General features: G+C 59.0%; 17 protein-coding genes and 1 pseudogene. 4 read left to right on the top strand and 14 right to left on the bottom strand.

Annotated features, from left to right (window positions below; translation table 11 throughout):
* The first annotated feature begins 43 nt into the window (after positions 1-43).
* Together hpaR and ACZ1HM_RS08765 are read left to right on the top strand one after the other, a co-directional pair.
* Positions 44-481, top strand: coding sequence for a homoprotocatechuate degradation operon regulator HpaR (gene hpaR, locus ACZ1HM_RS08770; RefSeq protein WP_472742438.1), 438 nt, complete (start codon positions 44-46; stop codon positions 479-481).
* A gap of 355 nt (positions 482-836) precedes the next feature.
* Positions 837-2,183 (top strand): aminotransferase class III-fold pyridoxal phosphate-dependent enzyme, encoded by a 1,347-nt coding sequence (locus ACZ1HM_RS08765; RefSeq protein WP_472742437.1) that lies wholly within the window; start codon positions 837-839, stop codon positions 2,181-2,183.
* Positions 2,184-2,201: 18 nt separating this feature from the next.
* Here ACZ1HM_RS08765 and ACZ1HM_RS08760 read toward each other — a convergent pair whose 3' ends face one another.
* From ACZ1HM_RS08760 to ACZ1HM_RS08715, 10 genes and pseudogenes are all read right to left on the bottom strand, one after another.
* Complete coding sequence (locus ACZ1HM_RS08760) at positions 2,202-2,864, bottom strand: class II aldolase/adducin family protein (protein ID WP_472742436.1); 663 nt, start codon at positions 2,862-2,864, stop codon at positions 2,202-2,204.
* On the bottom strand, positions 2,861-3,916 hold the full coding sequence (locus ACZ1HM_RS08755; protein WP_472742435.1) for a 2-hydroxyacid dehydrogenase: 1,056 nt from the start codon (positions 3,914-3,916) through the stop codon (positions 2,861-2,863). Before ACZ1HM_RS08755 ends, ACZ1HM_RS08760 begins: the two co-directional genes overlap by 4 nt.
* Positions 3,913-5,475 carry an FGGY family carbohydrate kinase gene (locus tag ACZ1HM_RS08750; protein ID WP_472742434.1) on the bottom strand — a complete coding sequence of 521 codons (1,563 nt, stop codon included), beginning with the start codon at positions 5,473-5,475 and terminating at the stop codon, positions 3,913-3,915. Before ACZ1HM_RS08750 ends, ACZ1HM_RS08755 begins: the two co-directional genes overlap by 4 nt.
* A 31-nt stretch (positions 5,476-5,506) precedes the next feature.
* Positions 5,507-6,235 (bottom strand): SDR family oxidoreductase, encoded by a 729-nt coding sequence (locus ACZ1HM_RS08745; protein ID WP_472742433.1) that lies wholly within the window; start codon positions 6,233-6,235, stop codon positions 5,507-5,509.
* Position 6,236: 1 nt separating this feature from the next.
* Positions 6,237-7,171, bottom strand: a pseudogene (locus tag ACZ1HM_RS08740) (formylglycine-generating enzyme family protein).
* Positions 7,155-9,422, bottom strand: coding sequence for an arylsulfatase (locus tag ACZ1HM_RS08735; protein ID WP_472742432.1), 2,268 nt, complete (start codon positions 9,420-9,422; stop codon positions 7,155-7,157). The pseudogene ACZ1HM_RS08740 and the gene ACZ1HM_RS08735 overlap by 17 nt, the downstream one beginning before the upstream one ends.
* A gap of 22 nt (positions 9,423-9,444) precedes the next feature.
* Positions 9,445-10,449 (bottom strand): ABC transporter substrate-binding protein, encoded by a 1,005-nt coding sequence (locus tag ACZ1HM_RS08730; protein WP_472742431.1) that lies wholly within the window; start codon positions 10,447-10,449, stop codon positions 9,445-9,447.
* A 42-nt stretch (positions 10,450-10,491) separates the two neighbouring features.
* Positions 10,492-11,283, bottom strand: a complete 792-nt coding sequence (locus tag ACZ1HM_RS08725; protein ID WP_472742430.1) for an ABC transporter ATP-binding protein — start codon at positions 11,281-11,283, stop codon at positions 10,492-10,494.
* Positions 11,284-11,290: 7 nt separating this feature from the next.
* On the bottom strand, positions 11,291-12,115 hold the full coding sequence (locus ACZ1HM_RS08720; RefSeq protein ID WP_472742429.1) for an ABC transporter permease: 825 nt from the start codon (positions 12,113-12,115) through the stop codon (positions 11,291-11,293).
* A 2-nt stretch (positions 12,116-12,117) separates the two neighbouring features.
* Positions 12,118-12,909 (bottom strand): ABC transporter permease, encoded by a 792-nt coding sequence (locus tag ACZ1HM_RS08715; protein WP_472742428.1) that lies wholly within the window; start codon positions 12,907-12,909, stop codon positions 12,118-12,120.
* A gap of 237 nt (positions 12,910-13,146) precedes the next feature.
* Between ACZ1HM_RS08715 and ACZ1HM_RS08710 the strand changes: the two genes are divergently transcribed.
* Both ACZ1HM_RS08710 and ACZ1HM_RS08705 read left to right on the top strand, forming a co-directional pair.
* A complete protein-coding gene (locus ACZ1HM_RS08710) occupies positions 13,147-14,184 on the top strand; it encodes a LacI family DNA-binding transcriptional regulator (protein WP_472742427.1) in 1,038 nt (345 codons plus the stop codon).
* A 3-nt stretch (positions 14,185-14,187) separates the two neighbouring features.
* Complete coding sequence (locus ACZ1HM_RS08705) at positions 14,188-15,717, top strand: sulfatase (RefSeq protein ID WP_472742426.1); 1,530 nt, start codon at positions 14,188-14,190, stop codon at positions 15,715-15,717.
* A 14-nt stretch (positions 15,718-15,731) separates the two neighbouring features.
* On the opposite strand, the gene ACZ1HM_RS08700 is transcribed toward ACZ1HM_RS08705, so the two are convergent.
* From ACZ1HM_RS08700 to ACZ1HM_RS08685, 4 genes are read right to left on the bottom strand one after another with little or no spacing between them, the layout of a single operon-like run.
* Positions 15,732-16,685 carry a formylglycine-generating enzyme family protein gene (locus ACZ1HM_RS08700; RefSeq protein WP_472742425.1) on the bottom strand — a complete coding sequence of 318 codons (954 nt, stop codon included), beginning with the start codon at positions 16,683-16,685 and terminating at the stop codon, positions 15,732-15,734.
* Entirely contained in the window at positions 16,678-17,670 is a 993-nt protein-coding gene (locus ACZ1HM_RS08695) for a sugar-binding transcriptional regulator (RefSeq protein ID WP_472742424.1), read from the bottom strand. Before ACZ1HM_RS08695 ends, ACZ1HM_RS08700 begins: the two co-directional genes overlap by 8 nt.
* The gene (locus tag ACZ1HM_RS08690) at positions 17,663-18,328 is read right to left on the bottom strand and encodes a class II aldolase/adducin family protein (protein ID WP_472742423.1); all 666 of its coding nucleotides are present in this window, start codon (positions 18,326-18,328) and stop codon (positions 17,663-17,665) included. The genes ACZ1HM_RS08695 and ACZ1HM_RS08690 overlap by 8 nt, the downstream gene beginning before the upstream one ends.
* Positions 18,328-19,380 carry a zinc-binding dehydrogenase gene (locus ACZ1HM_RS08685; RefSeq protein WP_472742422.1) on the bottom strand — a complete coding sequence of 351 codons (1,053 nt, stop codon included), beginning with the start codon at positions 19,378-19,380 and terminating at the stop codon, positions 18,328-18,330. Before ACZ1HM_RS08685 ends, ACZ1HM_RS08690 begins: the two co-directional genes overlap by 1 nt.
* Positions 19,381-19,382 lie beyond the last annotated feature (2 nt).

Raw genomic sequence — 19,382 nt, 5'->3', positions numbered from 1 at the left:
ATCGAATTGGCAGCACTGAGGGCAGTAAGCCCAAGGCCGAGCAATGCCCGACAGACTGCCCAGCACAGACCGATCCCTGCCTATCGCACTGATCCGCGCCCGCGAGGGCGTGATGGGACCGATCCGGCAAATGCTGACTGACAGTGGCATCACCGAACAACAGTGGCGGGTGTTACGGGTCTTGGCTGAGCATGGTGCGGTGGATACCTCAACACTCGCCGACCGCGCCAGCCTGCTTTACCCCAGCCTGACCCGCATCGCGACATCCATGCGCAAACGGGGCCTGCTGACCCAGACCCGCGATGCCAATGATGGCCGCCGCCAGATGGTTGAGATCACGCCCGCAGGTCAGAAGATCATCGAGGACAACGCAGCACAGGCGGCTCAGATCGTGTCAGACATCAAAGCGACGCTAGGGGTTGAGCACTATGAGCAACTGCTGGATTTGCTGGCAAAGCTGGACCCGCAGAACCGGTCTTAGTGGGCGGGTGAAGGGGCGGCACCCTTTGCTCGAATGATTCATCAATGAAAGACGAAACTGCCCGGGTATGATGTGCGGCGGGTTACACGCGACTGACGTGCTTGGCGATTGCCCGACTGCTTCCTGGGTTCAAACCTTGTCGGTTCACATATTGAACCGGTGTTTCAAAAAACTGTTGTTTTGCACCGGAGATTGTGGCACGTCAGGATGAGAGAAGTTTGCGGCGTGACCGTGAGAACACCTTTTGACATGACCGGCGCGCCGCTGTGGTCGCCTGATAGGCGCAGGTAAGCGGAACCATTTGCGGCCAAGCGTCGGGCCTGTTGATCGGAGATGGAAAAGTGGAGCACATCACATGAAAGATTCAAACTTTCTAAAAGAGCATAACGGACGGCTGATGTGGCATCCGATGACATCGCAACACGACAGCATTGAAAACCCGCCCATCATCATCACCGAAGCCAGTGGCGTGACCATTCAGGACATCGACGGCCATGAGGTTGTCGATGGTGTTGGCGGGCTGTGGAACGTGAACCTTGGCTATTCCTGCCAACCGGTAAAGGACGCGATCACCCAGCAGTTGGCGAAACTGCCCTATTATTCCACCTTCCGGGGCACCTCTAATGACTCGGCGATTGAGCTGTCTTATGAGCTGAGCGAATTCTTTGCGCCCGATGGGATGCAGCGCGCCTTCTTCACCTCTGGGGGGTCTGATTCAATTGAAACATCGCTGCGCCTTGCCCGCCAGTATCACAAACTGCGGGGCGAACCGGGGCGCACCAAGTTTCTGAGCCTGAAAAAAGGCTATCACGGCACCCATTTCGGCGGGGCCAGCATCAATGGCAACGCCAATTTCCGCACGGCCTATGAACCGCTGTTGCCGGGCTGCTTTCACATCCCTGCCCCCTACACCTATCGTAACCCGTTCAATGAAACGGATCCCGAAAAGCTTGCGCATCTTTGTGTCGCGGCGCTGGAGGATGAGATTGCCTTTCAGGGGGCCGGTACCATCGCGGCCATGATCATGGAGCCGATCCTTGGCGCGGGGGGCGTGATCCCGCCGCACAAATCCTTTGCCCCGATGGTTGCAGAGATTTGCCAGCGCAACGGGATTTTGTTGATCACCGATGAGGTGATCACCGCCTACGGTCGCACCGGCGCTTGGTCTGGCGCGCGTCTGTGGGGCATTCAGCCCGATATGATGTGCACCGCCAAGGCCATCACCAACGGGTTCTTCCCCTTCGGCGCGGTCATGCTGGGCGCGCGGATGGTAGAGGCCTTTGAGAACAAACCCGAGGCCAAGATTGGCCATGGCTACACCTATTCCGGCCACCCCGTTGGCGCGGCCGCCGGGCTTGCCTGTCTGGCAGAGACCCAGCGCCTGAATGTCACTGAAAACGCCGCGGCGCGCGGTGATCAACTGTATCAAGGATGTTTGGCCCTGCAGGAAAAATACGATGTGATCGGGGATGTGCGCGGCGGTCATGGATTGATGACCGCGATTGAGATGGTCAGCGACCGGCAGACGAAAGCGCCCGTTGGCGCTGACGTGGCCAGCAAGGTGCAAGAGGTCGCCTATCAAGCGGGTGCCATGGTGCGGGTGTCAGGCCCCAACCTGATCCTGTCACCGCCCCTTATCATCAGCGACGCAGAGGCGGGCACGATCCTGTCTGCCTTGGATGCAGGATTTGCGGCGGTCTGACGTGCCGCGCCACGTTACTCAGGCGGTCTTTTCGTTATCGCCTGGGCCATAGCTGGAAAAGGATTTCGCTGTTACCGCGATGTCTTCGTCGGTCAAAATATGCGGATCACCCACCAACAGGGCGTGGTAGTATTGGCTTGCCAGCAGCTCCAACTCTCCAGCCAGCCACATGGTGCGCTGCATGTTGGGGCCTGCCACAACCATACCGTGGTTGGCCATCAAACAGCCCGCAGCACCTTGCATAGCATCCGCAACCATCTGGGACAGCGCATCTGTGCCAAAGGTCGTATAGCCGCAGCATTTGATTTCCGTCGTCCCAAAGGCTGCCATCATGTAATGCACCGCTGGGATCGGTTTGCGCAGGATCGACAAGATCGTCGCGAAGGGCGAATGGGTATGCACCACAGCGCAATCCTCAGGGCGCGAGGCCAGGATGCCACGGTGAAAGCGCCACTCCGTTGACGGTTTGCAGGGGCCTTCCCAATGGCCCTCGGTGTCGTTGAGCGCAATCTTAGCCACTTGTTCCGGCACCATCTCAGCGCTGGGAATGCCGGAAGGCGTGATCAGCATATGTTCGCCACACCGGGCGGACACATTGCCGGAAGCCCCCTTGTTCATCCCCTGATGGCTCAGATCCTGATAGGCTTTGACAACGTCTTTGCGGATGTCTGCTTCGATCATCTCAGGTCTCCATATGGGTTGTTGAGGGGCGCGCCGGTCAGGTAGTTCTGCACGTCCTGCGCCAGGGTTTCAGCCGCATAGCGCGCCGTGCGGACAGAGGCGCCGGCGATATGCGGGGTGATGGTCACGTTATCTAATTGCAGTAGCGGCCAGTCTGGCGGCGTCGGCTCTTTGGCGAACGTTTCAAGCATCGCAGCGCCGATCTGGCCAGAGACCAGCGCATCATAAAGATCATCATAATTGCACAGCGGACCCCGGGCGGTGTTGACCAAAAGCGCGTCGCTCTTCATCAGCGATAGGGTGTCTTTGTTGATCATATGTGTGGTTTCTTCGGTCACTCTTGGATGCAGGGTGACCACATCGCTTTCGGCCAGAAGCGTTTCCAATGATACTTGGGCAACCCCTGCGGCATGATCTTCTGGATCAAGCTGGACATAAGGATCAGCGACCAGAATGCGGCAGCCAAAGACACGCAGCAGCTTGACCAACCGGGTGCCGATCTTGCCGTAGCCAATGACCCCCACGGTAAGCTCATTCAGCTCTCGTCCGGTAGTGTCCGCGCGGTAGAGATCGCCACGCCAGACGCCACCGCGCAGGGTTTCATGGCCCAGCCGAATGTTGCGGGTTTCAGCAAGGATCGCGCCGATGGTGAATTCGGCAACGGCTGAGGCATTGCGCCCCGGGGTGCGCACCACTTTGACGCCGTGGGCTTTGGTTGCGTTCACATCAATGTTCACGGGTCCCCCACGCGAACAGGCTATGAACTTGAGGTTTGGCATCTCCTTCAGCATGAAATCCGTGATGGGCGTGTGATGAATGATGGCAATTTCCGCGTCACCGACAAAAGCCACCGTTTCATCAAAATCGCCCAGGAACTCCTTGATCGGCAATTCGCTTTCACCCGAATAGCCATGCAGCGTTGGCGTATCGGGCCAGTCTTCCTGGCGCAGGCGCACGTCAAGCGCATGATCGCTGCACGCCTTGCGCAACGCCTCTTCAAACATTTCGGGTAGGATGAAATTGTCGCCGATAATGGCCACTTTCTTGGTCATCGTTGTGCTTCCGTTGATTGAGCCAGCTGTTTCCAAACAGGTTGCAAGGCCTCACGGGCCTCGACATAGCTGGGGTAAAGTTGGGCATATGTTGCCATCAGGCCTGCATCCGCCTGCACAGCAGGGCCCAGTGTTGGTGTGACCCATGTCTCAACACAGCGCGCCATATCGGGATAAATACCCAGAGAGACCGCAGCGATCATCGCCGCACCTGCGGCCCCCGTTTCATCGCGCAACGACTGGCGCACTGAGGTGCCTAAACTGGCCGAGATAATCTCACGCAGCACGTCCGATTTCGCGGCCCCACCGGTCACGCGCACTTCGCCCGGCATATCGCCCATCGCGGCATAGCAATCCCGGGCCGACAGCCCCAACCCCTCAGCCGTGGCGCGCAGCAGATCGCCAAACTGGTGGTGCGTGCTAAGGCCGATGAAACTGGCGCGCGCGTTGTGGTCAATGAAGGGCCCGCGTTCCCCGGCGTCTGAGATATAAGGGTGATAGAGGCAAGCCCCGGGGCGGGCCTTGCGGATGGCGTCATTCATCACCCTCAGACGGGCGGCATCATCAAGGCTCACGCCCGCCATTTCGGCCATCTCAGCGGCCAGGCCAAGCACCCAGTCAAAGTTCAACGTGCCCGCCATTGAGGTTTGAAGCTGCACAACCGTGTCTGCCACAGGCATCGCGATGACATAGCCTGACCTCAGCCCATCCTGCAGCACGACATCCTCTGCCCTGCAAGACCGCATATGCACCGCAGTGGTGCCCAGGATGGTGCACCCCGCCTGATTGTGCGGATCATACGCCCCCGCCCCAAGCGCGCTGCAGACCACATCCATATAGCCCAACACCACCGGCGTGCCTGCAAGCAGGCCCGTTTGTTTAGCCGCGGCGGGGGTCAAAGGATGATGCGCCACTGTGCCATCGCACTGGGGCGGGATCAGCGCCTGATGCGCACCCAGGCCGAAAAACGCGATGACGTCATCGCTGTAGGTTCGCGTTGAGAAATCGCCAAAGGACAGACAGCCCTCAGACACATCCGTGGTGCGGACACCAGTTAGTTTAAGATACAGCCAGTCTTTGCAGTGCAGCGCGACCTCTGCCTGGGCAAGATGCTCGGGGTTGTGTTTTTGCAGATAGGCCAGCTGTGGCCCCTGCTGACACCCGGTCAGGCCGGTGCCTGTGGCGGCAAACCGGGCCGCGTCGCCTTGCTGTTGGCGCAGCCTGTCGGCAATGGGGCCTGCACGCGAATCCAGCCATAGCCAGGCGTCCCCCACCGGTGCATCCTCTTTGCCCACCAGCCAGGTGCCATCGCCCTGCCCGGTCACCGCAAGGCCCGCCACCCGTTGGGCAAGCTGTGGGACATCCTCTGCCAACTTGCGCAAAGCGGATGCGCAGGCCTGCCAGGTTTGATCCATGTTCTGCGTGGCCGCCCCGTTTTGCGCGGTTTGGTACTGATTTGGCACTGCTGCCATGCCGACCTGCCGACCTTGAAAATCAAAGGCGACCGCTTTGATCACCGATGTGCCGGCATCAACCCCTATGAGGATGTCGGCGCTCATGCCGCTGGATGAGGGTGGGCTGCAGCGTGGCTCATAAATCCACCCCATTGGGCAGCACCACAATATCGCGGATGGTGACCGACGGGTTGCGCGTCAGCATGAACAGCACGCAATCGGCGACTTCCTCGGGGGGCATCAGGCTGTTACTGGCGATGGCTTCATCCATCTTTTCCTTGGGCCAATCATCCAGCAACGCGGTGATCACCGGACCGGGCAACACGGCGCCCACGCGCACGCCGTGGGGCGACATCTGCCGGCGCACCGTATGTGTAAAGGCCTGAACCGCATGTTTTGATGCGGTATAGATCGGCTCCCATATCACCGGGACAACGCCAGCAATCGAACTGGTCATAATCACATCACCCTGCCCGCGCGCCTTCATATGAGGCAGCACGGCATGCACCGTCCTGAAGGCCGCGTTGATGTTGAGGTTCAGCATGCGGTCCCAACTGTTGGGATCACCTTGGGTGACATCGCCGCCAACGTAAGCCCCTGCATTGGCGTGAAAAATATCAAGATGCTCAAACCGGTCCAGAATGCGGGGCAGCATGGCGTCCACGCTTTTGGCATCCAGCAAATCCGTCACGATCGGAACGGCGTTTTCCCCCAGTTCGGCGCAAAGCTGATCCAGCTTTTCCGCGTCCCGGTCCACAAGCGCCACCCGCGCGCCACTGTCCAACAGCGCCTTGGCACAGGCCAACCCGATGCCAGAGGCCGCGCCGGTGATTGCTGCAGTTTTATGGGCAAGAGATTGCGTCATGTCAGTGCTCCGACAGGTTGGGATGATCAAAGGCCACCCGAAACCCCTGGTGCGATGTCGTCATGTCCCGTCCCGCGCCAATGCGCGCCGGGATGCGATAGCGAAAGCAATAGCTGGGGTGACACAGAAATGAGCCGCCCTTTAACACGTGGCGGTTGGGTTCCGGTCCGATGCCGTTGTGAAACACGTCATCCGTCCATTCCCAGACATTGCCGCACATGTTGAAAAGTCCGTATCCGTTGGGCGCATACGAGGTGGCAGGCCGGGGACCAGCGCCGCCCGGTTGTGAGGTGCCCGGAAACGCGCCTTGCCAGATGTTGCACTTAGTGCCGCCGCCCTCTTGTGGGTCTTGATCGCCCCGAGGGTATCTGACATCGCCAAGCCCCCGCGCGCGGCATGCTCCCATTCAGCCTCTGACGGCAGCCTGCCCCCGACAGATCGCGCAAAGCTTTGCGCATCTCTGAGCGATACATGGGTGACTGGCATATCTGGCTGCAACGGATCGCCTTCGCGCGCTCCAGAGGGGTTGCGCCAAGAGGCCCCTTTGACATCTCGCCACCAGGGGGTGCCCAACAAGGGGCCTTCGTCTTGGGCATCCGCGGCAAGCAGGTCTTTGAACACAAACGACCGCCCCCGCCTTTCGGCGTCGGTCACATATCCGGTGGCCGCGACAAATTCGGCGAATTGGCCCACGGTGACCGCTGTTGCCATCATGCGGAACGCGGCCAATTCAACGGGTTGTGCCGGTGCCTCGCCATCAGAGGGGAGCAGCGGATCATCTGTGCCGCGAAACGCAGCACCACCGGGAATGACCTGTGCTGCATCCGCCAGGTTGCACCATCTGGGCACATCCGCGATGTCAGCCCCAAGTGCGCTTGGGGTGTCCTGCACACAGCAACTGGATATGTCCGCGGCGGCGTCAGTCACCGGTTTCATAGTCCCCTGGCCCGGCAAGATCCGTGCCCAGCGCCATCTTGACCCACTTGTACTGGCCGTTGAACGCAAACGCGCCCCGATCCGCGATGGACGGCGTGACGGCCGTGCCTTCACTGCGCCCCACTGAGAAACCTTCCCAGTCCATGAAATACTTGTAGGTCTTGGGGAAGGCACAGCTGGCCACTTCTTTGCCATCGATAAAGAGCCGCCCCGTCCCCTGACACACGCCCGTTTTTTCAAAGTCAAAGGCGATGTCCGCCCATTGATCTGACGGCGGCAAGGGGGCCTGACAGCGGTAGATCTCTTCGTAGAAGTTATAGTCAAAGACGATCTGACCATCGCGGACATAGAGGGCATAGCCGCCACAAAGCCCGCCGCAGGTCACAAGCACCCCTTCCAGACCAGCGGTGCATTTTACCGCTGTCTCAATCCGGTAAGAGCGGTCCATGATAAAGGGCGCAGCCCCGCCAGGCACAAAGGTTGTGCCGGGATAGAAGACATATTTGTCCTGAATGCGCGGCGAATCTCCGCGTGGGCGCGCCATCGCACGGCGTTCGGCAAAGCCACGATCATCCAGCGGCAGCACGTCGTATTTACCTGCATCCGCCCACCATTGATCGACCATCTTGGCCAAACGGTCAGGTTCTTTCTGCGCCAGGTCGTGGGCCTCAGCAAAGTCTTTGGTGGTGTCGTAAAGCTCCCAGGTGTCATCGTCATAATCACCATAGCGCCGGTGCCAGGACACTGCTTTCCAGCCATCCATCCAGATGGCGCGGTGACCGAACATCTCAAAGATCTGGCTGCGTTTGGCGGTGGCAACCTCTGCATCATCGAACGAATAGGCCATGGATTTGCCGTGCATTTCCATCTGCGGCACCCCATCGATGCTTTCAGGGGGGTCGTAATCCAGCACTTCCAGAATAGTGGGCACCACGTCCATGACGTGATGAAACTGATTGCGAATGCCCGTTTCCTTAAGGCCCTTTGGCCAATGGATCACCAGCGGGTCTTGCACCCCGCCTGCGTGGGTATTCTGTTTGTAGCGGCGCAGAGGCGTGTTTTCGACCTGCGCCCAGCCAATGGGAAAGTTGTTCTTGGCCTCTTTGGTGCCGATCTTATCAATCCGCTCCAGGTTAAATTCCAGCGTCTCAGCTTCCATGTTTTCATAAAACGTCGTGCTGGTGGATCCATGCACCTGCCCTTCTTGGCTGGCCCCGTTGTCAGACAACAGGAAAATCAGCGTGTCCTCTTTCAGCCCTAAGGTATCAAGATGGTCAAACACCCGCCCAAGCTCTTGGTCGGTATGCTCCAGGAAGGCGGCATAGGCTTCTTCAAACCGGGCATAAAGCCGCTTTTGATCTGCCGACAGCGTTTGCCATTCCTCAACACCGTCGTTGCGCGGCACCAGGGCGGTGCCTTCGGGGACGATCCCCATCTCCATCTGCCGTTTCAGCCGTGCCGCGCGCATGTCGTCCCAGCCGGCGTCAAATTTGCCCCGGTATTTTTCCAACAGGTGATCAGGGGCCTGATGCGGCGAATGCATGGCACCCAGAGCGTAGTACATAAAGAACGGCTTATCCGGGGCCAGTGACGCGTGATCTGTGAGGAACTGCATGGCGTTGTCGGCCAGATCCTCGTTCAGGGTATAGCCGTCTTCTGCCGAACGCGGCTGTTTGACGTGCTGGTTGTCACGCACAAGGTTTGGATTGAACTGGTCGGTTAACGCCTCAAGAAAGCCGTAGTATTTCTGAAACCCGCGTCCCAGCGGCCAGTGTTCAAACGGGCCAATCGCCGAGAGCTGATCTGAGGGCGCAAGATGCCATTTGCCGATCGCGTAGGTGGCATAGCCACGGTCGCGCAGGATTTCCGCAATGGTGCCTGCGTTATGCCGGATCACACCGCGCTTGGATGGAAAACCACTGTCAGCGTTGGCGATGGTGGACATGCCTACGGCATGATGATCGCGGCCCGTTAGCAAAGATGCCCGCGTAGGGGAACACAGCGCAGTTGTGTGAAAGTTGTTATACCGCAGGCCTTTATAGGCCAGCGCGTCAATGTTGGGTGTTTCGGCGTCTCCGCCGTAACACCCAAGACTTCCGAAGCCCATGTCATCAAACAGGATCACCAGAACATTTGGCTTGTCAGAACCAACCTCTTCGGGCTCTGGCCACCAGGGAGAAGATGATTGCCAGGTCCGCCCAACATGGCCCTGAAAATCCTCAACAAGCGTTTTACGTGTTCTTTGCGACATCGACATGGGCTCCGAAAACTGGTTAGCGCATCGCCTGCGCGGCCTTGAGGATCTCAAGCGCCAGCGGCTGCATCGGACCGAAATCTGGCACCTCATCGCGTGCCCCGCCGGCGACCAGGATTTCCGCAGCACCGGTTAGCGTGCTGTTGGTCAGCCCGGATTCCACGTCCGAGATCGCCTCGTCCAAAGACACCCAATCGCGCATTTGCATCGCATAGGCGGCTTTTTCCGCGTCGCCCTCAATGCCGGTGTCGGCATAATAGGCCAACACATGCTCAACCACTTTGGCAGGGTCGGTTGCGTTGATGTATTCATTGGCGCGGAAAGACGCCTCAACAAAGCCAGCAGCGGCTTCTGGGTTTTCGTCCCAGAACGTCTTGGTCACGATCCAAGGCGCGATGATGTTGGCACCTGCGATCTTGCCGTCGCAGACCTTGGTGTAGGTATCTGGATCTTTGGCCAGAACCAAATCGGCAGAGGCGGCTGTTGTGCCCGCACCCAAATCACCGTTCTGGATGGACTGCAGCGTCACAGCCGGGGTCAGTGGCACCACGTCCAGGCTCTGTGGATCTGCCACGCCCAGATGTTCCGCGCAGGCATAAAGCACCTGGCTCCAGGTGGAGTTTGGCACAGTGCCAACCTTGGTGCCTGCCAGTGCTTCGCCAGGTGTTTTGCCTTCCAACACGTCATTGCGCATGAACAACTTCAGGTTCTGGCTTTCTTTTTGCATCGCCGCGACTGAGATCAGCTGGAACTTTTCCCACCCGGACACCGCAGGAGGACCACCGGTCCATCCAGCTTGCCACTGGTTGGTGGCACCCGTGGCCAAAGCCGCGCCGCCGTTGGGAAAATACTCAATCTCAACCGACAGGCCGTTGTCCGCATAATAGCCCAGGTCGTTGGCCAACCACATGGGAAAGCCCGCTTCATTGGGTTGGCTGTTCAGGTTCAGTTTGGTTTCGGCGAAAAGCGCAGTGCCCGATAGGGCCGCTATCGCAGCCGCCGCCACGATGGATGTGAATTTCATTGTTAGTTTCTCCTCTCTGTTTAAGTGCACTCATCCGCCAACTCAGGTGGCGGTGATCTCCTCCCGCACGAGCCCCCAAATCTCGCGCCGTGCTTCGATAAAGTCGGGGTGTTCTGCCGCCTCTTCGATGTCACCTGTCTTCCAGACGACATCACGCGGCAGGCTGATCTCTTTTTTGATTTTGCCGGGCCGCTTGGTCATCACAACAACGCGGTCGCCCAGATAGACGGCTTCTTCGACGGAGTGGGTGATGAACAAAACGGTATAGTGATGTTCCCGGCACAGCCGCTGCACCTCTTCTTGCAGAATGGTCCGGGTCTGGGCGTCAAGGGCCCCAAAGGGTTCGTCCATCAGCAGGATTTCGGGCCGCATCACCAAGGCGCGGGCGATGGCCACGCGCTGTTGCATCCCGCCCGACAGCTCAGACGGATAGGCCTTGCGGAATTGCTCCAGCCCCATGATCCGCAACTGATCAACCAAACGTTTTTCCTGTTCGGCCGCAGGCACGCCGGTCATTTGCAGACCAAACTTGATGTTGCTCTCAACCGTCTCAGACGGGAAGAGCGCGAGTTTTTGAAACACCACACTCCGGCGCGGACCGGGCGGGCCTGCGGGCTGACCGTCAATCAGGATTTCCCCTTCGGTGGCCTGTTCCAAACCGGCCCCCACCGTCATCAGGGTTGATTTTCCGCACCCTGACGGGCCAACCACCACAACAAACTCGCCCTTGTTCACGGTCAGTGATGCGTTGTCGACCGCAAGCACACCCGTTCCGGGCGGGCCGAACCACTTCGTGATGTTGCGCAGCTCAAGCTTTGGAGGCTCAGACGTCATGGCTTGGTCATCCTTGATTGATGGCGACGTTCTTGCGCCAGGGAAGTACGTATTTTTCGGAACGCTGGATCAGGAAATCGATTGTCACGCCCAAAGCACCGATGGTGATCAGGCCAACAAAGATCGTCGCGACAGAGGCGTTTTCCTGGCCTTGGGCGATCATGAACCCAAGACCGACCTTGCCCACCACAAGCTCAGCCCCGACCAGCGCCATCCACCCGTTACTGATGGCGATGCGCAGACCGGTGTAGATGCTGGGGGCAGCAGCAGGGATCACAACCCGGCGCAGCGTGGCAGTTTGGCTGGCACCAAAAACCCGAGCCGCGTCGACATAGATCTTTTCAACCTGGGCCACGCCCAGCTGCGCGTTGATCACAAATGCAGGAAAGGCCGCGACAAATACCACCATCGCCTGCGTTGCGGTCGACGCGCCAAACCACAGGACCGCCAGGGGGATGTAGGCAAAGGGCGGGATGAAATGCAAAAGCTCAAAGATCGGGTTCACAAAGGTTTTGAACCACGGGGCCCAGGCAAAAAAGACCCCCACCGGTATCCCGATGATGCCCGCAACCAGCACGCCCCACCCCCAGCGTTCGAGCGAGGAAAGGATGTGCCCATCCAGTGTCAGCCCGCTGAAAGGCGTTGAGATGATCCAGGCAAATTGGTCAATGACCTGCCCCGGTGAGGGCAACACTCTGGGTTCAATCCAGCCAAAGACGCTGGTGGACAGGAACCACAACAGCAGCAAGCTTGCCAGCGACGTGCAGCCGTAGGCGACAGAGAGGCCGCGATCACCGGTAATGCCCATTTTGCCAAAAAGACGCTCAAGCATGATCAATGCCTCCCCTTGCCCTTGACGGACCACGGGGCAAGGATGTGCTGCGTCCATTCGATCATGTATGTCATCGCGATGCCCAAGACGCCGATGGTGATCATCGCGACGATCAGAACATCCGTATCCAACAGCTGTGACGCATTCACAGCGACATAGCCAAGGCCCGCCGTCGCCGCGAGAATTTCTGCGGCCACCAGTGTGGACCACGCGTTGCCCAGCGCCATGCGCGCAGCCGCCACCAGCGTCGGCAGTGCCGTGCGGCAGACAATCCGGGTCAGAATTTGACGGTCGCTTGCGCCCAGGGTTTTGCCGGCGTCAATCAGCAGCTTATCGACCGAATAGACCGCCAGCATTGAATTCATCAGCCAGGGCACGAGGGCGGCAATGAAAACCACAGACATCCGCGCCGTATCCCCAATGCCCAGCCACATGATGGTCAACGGGATCCACGCAAGCGGCGGTACCGGGCGGATCAGCTGGAAAATCGGAAAAACGATCCACTTAAGCTTTTTCGACCAGGCCATCGCGATGCCCAGCGGAATGCCGACAATCGCCGCAACGCTCCATCCGAACAATACGATATAAAGACTGCTGCCGATGTGCCCCAGCAAGGTACTGCCAATGTAGGGACGTTCCCACATCCGCACGAACTTGGCCCAGACATCATCGGGTGAGGGAAACATCAATGACGGCACAGGCCCGCCTGAGCGGGTCAGCCATGCCCAAATGCCAATCCAGACCAGAATGGCCCCGATACCAGCCAACAGCCGCGTAAGGTCGCGTTGGATCATGGTTCCTCCCTCGGGGCCCAGATTCTGCCCCACTTCAGCGTATTCTGTTAAACGTTTAACTGTCAACGATGATGAATTCCGCGAGGAAACCACTCAATTTCCTTTGAAAAATTGCCTCCCTTCAAGAAAATACTGGCGATATTGCGCGCATATGCTGTAATTTAGGCAAAACTTGCATCACGCACAAAGTTCGGCATTATTGAACTGCAAAACGATTAACAAGCGAGCCTCGCCGCGATGAACACACCCCGCAACAAACGGCCCTCCATTAAGGATGTGGCGTCTCTTGCTGGGGTATCGACAGCGACGGTGTCGCATGTGTTTTCCGGCAAGCGGCGGGTGAATACGGATCTGTCTGAGCGCGTGCGCAAGGCCGCAGATGAGCTGGGGTATTCTGTTGACCGGGTTGCATCTCAGCTCAGGTCCGGCAAAGCGAACATCGTCGCCGTTATCGTACCGGACCTTGAAGACCTGTTTTTGAACCGGCTGGTGGCCTTGCTAGAGCAACAGGCGCGCCAAGCGGGGTATGAGCTGATTGTGTCGTCCTCAGGCAATGACCAGGAGGTGGAAGCGCTGCGCATCCGCTCCTTGATGGCGTGGCGGCCTGCAGGCGTGATCCTGGCCCCCTGCCGCGAAGACGTGCCAGAGGATGTGATCCGGGATCTGGAAGATACGCCCGTTGTGGCTGTGGACCGGATCAACCCAAGCCCTACAGTTTTTGATACCGTAACCGTGGACAACTTTGGCTCTGGCCGCATCACCGCGCAACATCTTGCAGAACAAGGCGTCACATCGGTTCTGGCCCTGGCGGGTGATGCATCTTTGCTGTCTTTGAAAGAACGTCTGCGTGGGATGGATGAGGTGCCGTCTGTGACGGCCCATGTGCTTGAGCTTGGTGCCGACCCGGCGCTGGGGGCGGCAAAGCTCACAAAGCACCTAAAAGCGGCCCCCTGCCCGGATGCCGTTGTTGGATTGACCAATGTCACAACCCTTGCCTCGCTTTCAGCCTTTGCTGAACTGGGGTTGGAAGTGGCCAGTGATGTGTTGCTTTTGGGCTTTCACGACTCGCTTTGGATGACGGCACGCAAAACGCCAATCACCACCGTGGCGCAGCCGGTGGATGATGTGGCCAGAACCGCTTGGGGCCGGCTGATGCGGCGGATTGAGGGCGAAACATCCCCGCCGACAAGCGTGACACATGCCGCCACGCTGATCCCCCGGGCCTCGACCAAAACCGGGCCCGCAGGTGCGGCGCTGATGCAGAATGAGACGTGATTTATGAATATCATCCTGGTGCTTGTTGACAGTCTGACCCGCAATGCCCTGCGCTGCTATGACCCGGAAAGCGCCTGCGACACCCCCAACATTGACCGCTTTGCCCAGCGCGCGCAGGTCTTTGACAACCACTTTGTCGGCTCTTTGCCCTGCATGCCGGCCAGACGGGAACTGATCGCGGGGCGCAAGGAATTCATGTGGCGGCCCTGGGGATCGCTTGAGGTCTTTGACCCGCGCCTGCCTGCTGAGGTCCGCAAGGGCGGATATCACACGCATATCGTCACGGACCATTATCATTACTGGGAAGAAGAGGCGAACGGCTACATCCAAAGCTACGACACCACCGAAATGATCCGCGGCTATGAGGTGGATCATTGGCAGCCCATGGATCCAAACGAAGACAAACCGGCCTGGGTCAAAAAGGTGGAAGAGTTCCGCGCCCCCGAACACATTGGCCAATATTACGCCAACACCAAAGACTGGCAGAGCGATGATCAGTTCTTTGCCGCGCAAACCTTTGGCGGGGCCTGCGATTGGTTGGACAAACACGCTGCAAAAGGCAAGTTCTTCATGCACGTGGAAACCTTTGACGTGCATGAACCGTTCCACGTCCCCGAACCTTACGAAAGCATGTACGCCGAAGGGGCCAGCAAAAACGAATTCAACATCTGGCCCCCCTACCAGGTCTATGATGACCTTGACGCCTTTATGGATCAAACCAGTGACGCTGAGCTTGCGTTTCTCAAGTCGCAATACATGGGCAAGCTGACCATGATGGACAAATGGTTCGGCACGCTGCTGGACAAGCTTGATGATCTTCACCTGTGGGACGACACGATGGTGATCTTTACCACCGATCATGGCCACGACATGGGCGAGCGGCGTGCGTTTGGCAAACAGCACCCGCATTTTGACAGCCACGCCAATATCCCGTTGCTGGTGTGGCACCCCAAGGTGCCCGGCAATGGGCGGCACGTCGCGGGGTTGACGCAGACGGTGGACCTTTTTGCCACAATCATTGACGCCGCCGGTGTTCCCCTGCCTGAGAGCAACCGCCACAGCCGGTCGCTTTTGCCGATGATCGCGGATGGCGCGCCGTCACCGCGCGATGCGCTGCTTTACGGCACGTTTGGTCAGGGCATTTGCGCCACCGATGGCACTTGGACGGTGATGAAGGCACCACATCCCGATCAACCGTTGTTCATGTATTCAACCAATATTTTCCGCCCCTTGATCGTGGACAACCCGGTCGACGGCAGGCTGGGCAAGCCGCCGAACAAACCCGTGGATCAGGGCTATTTCGACCCGTCTGTGGACCTGCCGATGTGGAAAACGCCGATGAAGGTTGATCCGCGCAGCTTGGAGAACTTCTTATTCCACCGCGCTGAGGATCCCGCGCAGGAAAGCAACCTGTGGCAGACCGCACCCCAGGACCGTGCGCGGATGCTGTCACTCATCCGTCAACTGATGGACGAAGAAGGCTACCCGCCAGAACAACTGGCGCGGTTGGGGCTGGAAGAGGGTGTGGCCTGATCAGCTGGGCCTGATCAGCTGGGCCTGTCCCAGACTACTCTGAACCCCATATGGGTTGTGGCGCTGTCAGGTGAATTGCCGCTGCGCGCCGCAATGCGGTAGCGGTAGCAATAGCTTCTGTGGCACAAGAACGACCCACCTTTGGCGACCTTATAGCCCCGCATCGCCGCCTGGCGCTGGCGCGCCGCTTTGCGTTGGGAGCGGATCACGAGGGGGTCTGCGGTCCACTCCCAGGTGTTCCCCGACAGGTTATAGAGCCCATATCCATTGGCCTCAAAACTCTTGGCGGGGGCCGTGGTGATGTGGCCATCTGCCCCTGTGTTGACATCAGGAAAACGGCCCTGCCAGATGTTGCAGGGGAAATGCTCATGGTCATCGGGCTCCGCATCCCCCCAGGGAAACCGCACATCCCCCTGCCCTGCCCGCGCCGCATGTTCCCATTCGGCCTCCGTTGGCAGCCGCCCGCCGCACCACGCAGCGAATGCACGCGCATCATGCCATGAGACATGCACCACCGGGTGATCCGGCAAATCCTGCGCCAGCACCGATGCGGCCCCGTGAATGTCGCGCCAATAGGCACCATCAACCCGCCGCCACCAAGGAATATCCCGCATCGCCGCGGTGGGTCCGACGGCTTGGGGTACTTGCGTATGAAAAACGAAGGACCAGCCGAACTTTTCGGCATCTGTCACATATCCGGTATCCTCCACAAAGGCCGCGAATTGTGCATTCGTCACAGCGGTTTGCGCCATGCGGAAGGGTTTGAGGCGTTTTGTGCGCAGCGGGCCTTCGGCATCTTCAAGGATTACCGGCGCATCTGTCCCGATCAGCGCCGTTCCTCCTGGAATATCGGTGCAAGGGATATCCAGCGCCCCGTCTGACACCCCCGGCAAGGCCTGTCGGACAATGGGACTACGGGCAACCGGTGGGGGGCAGCAGCTGGTCTTTTGGCGTGGTGTCTCAGTCATCCAGCAGCGCCTTTGCCAGATCCCTGTCGACACAGAGATGCGTCACACAGCCTGCCTTAAGCGCGGCCTGCGTGGCCGCCCGCCGGTCCGTGCCGCAGACAACCAACAGCCGCTTTTTCGCAGCACGCAAATCCGCCAGGCTCGCGGCGATCAAGCGTTCCTGTGGGGGCAGCTCAAGCGGGTCACCATTGGCATTCAGATACCGACAGCACAGGATGCCGACCGCCCCTGCCGCTTGCGCGGCTTCAAGATCCGACTCAGAAGCCATGCCTGCTGCCGCCAGATGGGTGTCGGTGTTGACATGTCCGATGGATGCGATCGTCATATCAAGCTGTCCCAACCGGGCCAGCTGCGCCTTTATCGCAGGCTCAGCGCGCAGCGTACCTGCAAGGCTTGCAGACGACACCAACCCCGGGGCGTGCAACGTATAGCAAGCTGCGGCATCCAGCCGTTCGGCGATTTGGATGGTGCATTGTTCCGACGCGGGGACGCGATCAGAAATCATCGACCCAATAAGTTGGCACACCTGAACCTTTGGCACCGGGTTTCGTGGCAGCGCATTGGCCACGGCCATGATCGTCTCTCCCCAGGCGACGCCAACCCGGTCACCGGGGGCCACCAGATCAAGGATGGCCATTGCGGCCACACGCGCCACCTGGACCAAAGCGTCAGCGCGCGCCACGGTCTGCCCGTCGGCTGCACTTTGGGCGATGTAGACGTCGGCGATTTGGTATTTGTCACACAACCGCCGCGCCAGGTCAGAGCCTTTGAGGTGCCTGCCATCGACACGAATGTCGACAATGCCCAGCGCGCGGCTTTCGCGCAGCATGTTCACAACCGTGGCCCGGCTGACCTTCATGCGCTTGGCAATATCGCTTTGCGTCATGCCTTCGCCGTAATAAAGCAAGGACACATTGGACAGCTGCGCCGCCTTTTCAGCACCGATGCCAAGCGATACATCCTTTTGAGAGGTTTTTTCAGGCATTAACCTTCTTCTGTCCGCTCTGACCATAGTTCTGCTGGAACCAGGCATAACAGCGGTCAATCTCTTCCTGGCTTAACTCTTCTACTGGACCGCGCAACATCGCAAGATGTGTCGTCATCGCGGCTTCTTCCAGATACATCGCGATTGAGGTCGCCTCGGTTGCGGATTTGCCCATGGTAAAGACACCGTGGGCTTTCACCAAAGCAGCCATGCCCCCTTCGGCGGCTTCCAGGATGGCGGCCCCGGTGTCCACTTCGCCAGGTGTGGCATAGCGCGAACAGGGCACATCGCGGCCAAGGATATGCGTGATCGGCGTCAACACTGCCGGGATCCGTTCACCCCTGGCCGCAAAACTGGAGGCATAGGGCGAATGGGTGTGACAAACGCCGCGCACGTCCGCACGGTGCCGGTAGAGATAGAGATGCACGCCAGTATCGACGGAGGGTTTCATCTGCCCTTCGATGACGGTGCCATCAAGATCGACAACCACCATCGTGTCTGGGGTCAACTTGGCAAACTTCACGCCAGAGGGTTTGATCACAACAAGCCCCGTCTCAGGATCACGTCCCGACACATTGCCCCCCGATCCAACGACAAGCCCGTTGCGGGGCAGCTCATGGTTTTGCTCGCACACTTCTTCTTTCAGCGCTTCCAGCATTACTGAGCCTCCGCAGGGATTTGATCGGGGTAGATCACGATTTTCAGGGATTTTTCCGCCTCTACCAGCATTTGAAAGGCCGCCGCCGCGTCCGCGATGCCAAACCGGTGCGAAATTGCGGCGTCCGCTTTGATGCGCCCGGCCTCCAACAGGCGAATGTAGCTGTAGGTGTCGGTGTGATCGGACGAATAACGCGAGGTGACCGTGATCTGATCGAAATAGGCGGCATTGCCATCGCGCACCCAATCCGTGTCCGGCGGCAAGGGCGCGCCAAGATGCAGGCACCCCCCAACCTCAACCAGCGCCAACGCCTGTTCCCAGGCCGAGGCAAAGGGCGCGATCACGATCACCGTGTCGGCCAGCCGCCCGTTATTCAGTGCGCGCATGGCTTTGACCGCATCTTCTGCCTTTGGGTTGATAGTATGCGTGGCACCAAATTCGCGGGCCCGGTCCAACCGCCACTCAGAAAAATCCAGCGCCACCACTTTGCCTGCGCCAAACAGCGGGGCCAAATGGACAAAGCCCTGCCCCATAAATCCAGCACCCACTACCGCGACCGTATCGCCAGGCTGAATGTGCGACACCTTGAGCCCCGAGAGCACGCAAGACCATGGCTCAATCGTCACTGCCGCTTCGGTTGAGATGCTGTCCGGCAAGACATGCGCATCCATCGCCAAATGCTGCGCGGTGACGCGGTAGTATTCGCAGACCCCGCCGGGATCGAGCTTCATTTGTTTGTAGAAAGGATCACGCGTGAAATGCCCCCGGCGTGACAGATGTGAATTAACGCGTCCGACGTGGTGATTGACGAACACTCTGTCGCCCACTTTGAAGTCAGCAACACCGGCACCGATCTCAACAATCTCTCCGATAGGTTCATGTCCCAGAACCTTGGGTTCGGATTTATACCACGCCATCGTTTCGCCGCCGCATAATCCGCAGGCCAGCATCTTAAGCAGCACCTCGCCCGGGCCAATCTTAGGCACGGGGCGTTGTTCGATGCGGATGTCATCCAGCGCATGATAGACGGCGGCGTTCATCATCTTTGTCATAT

This window comes from Sulfitobacter sp. GN1-4, assembly GCF_055693825.1.
This window is presented reverse-complemented; position numbering and strand designations above follow the sequence as displayed.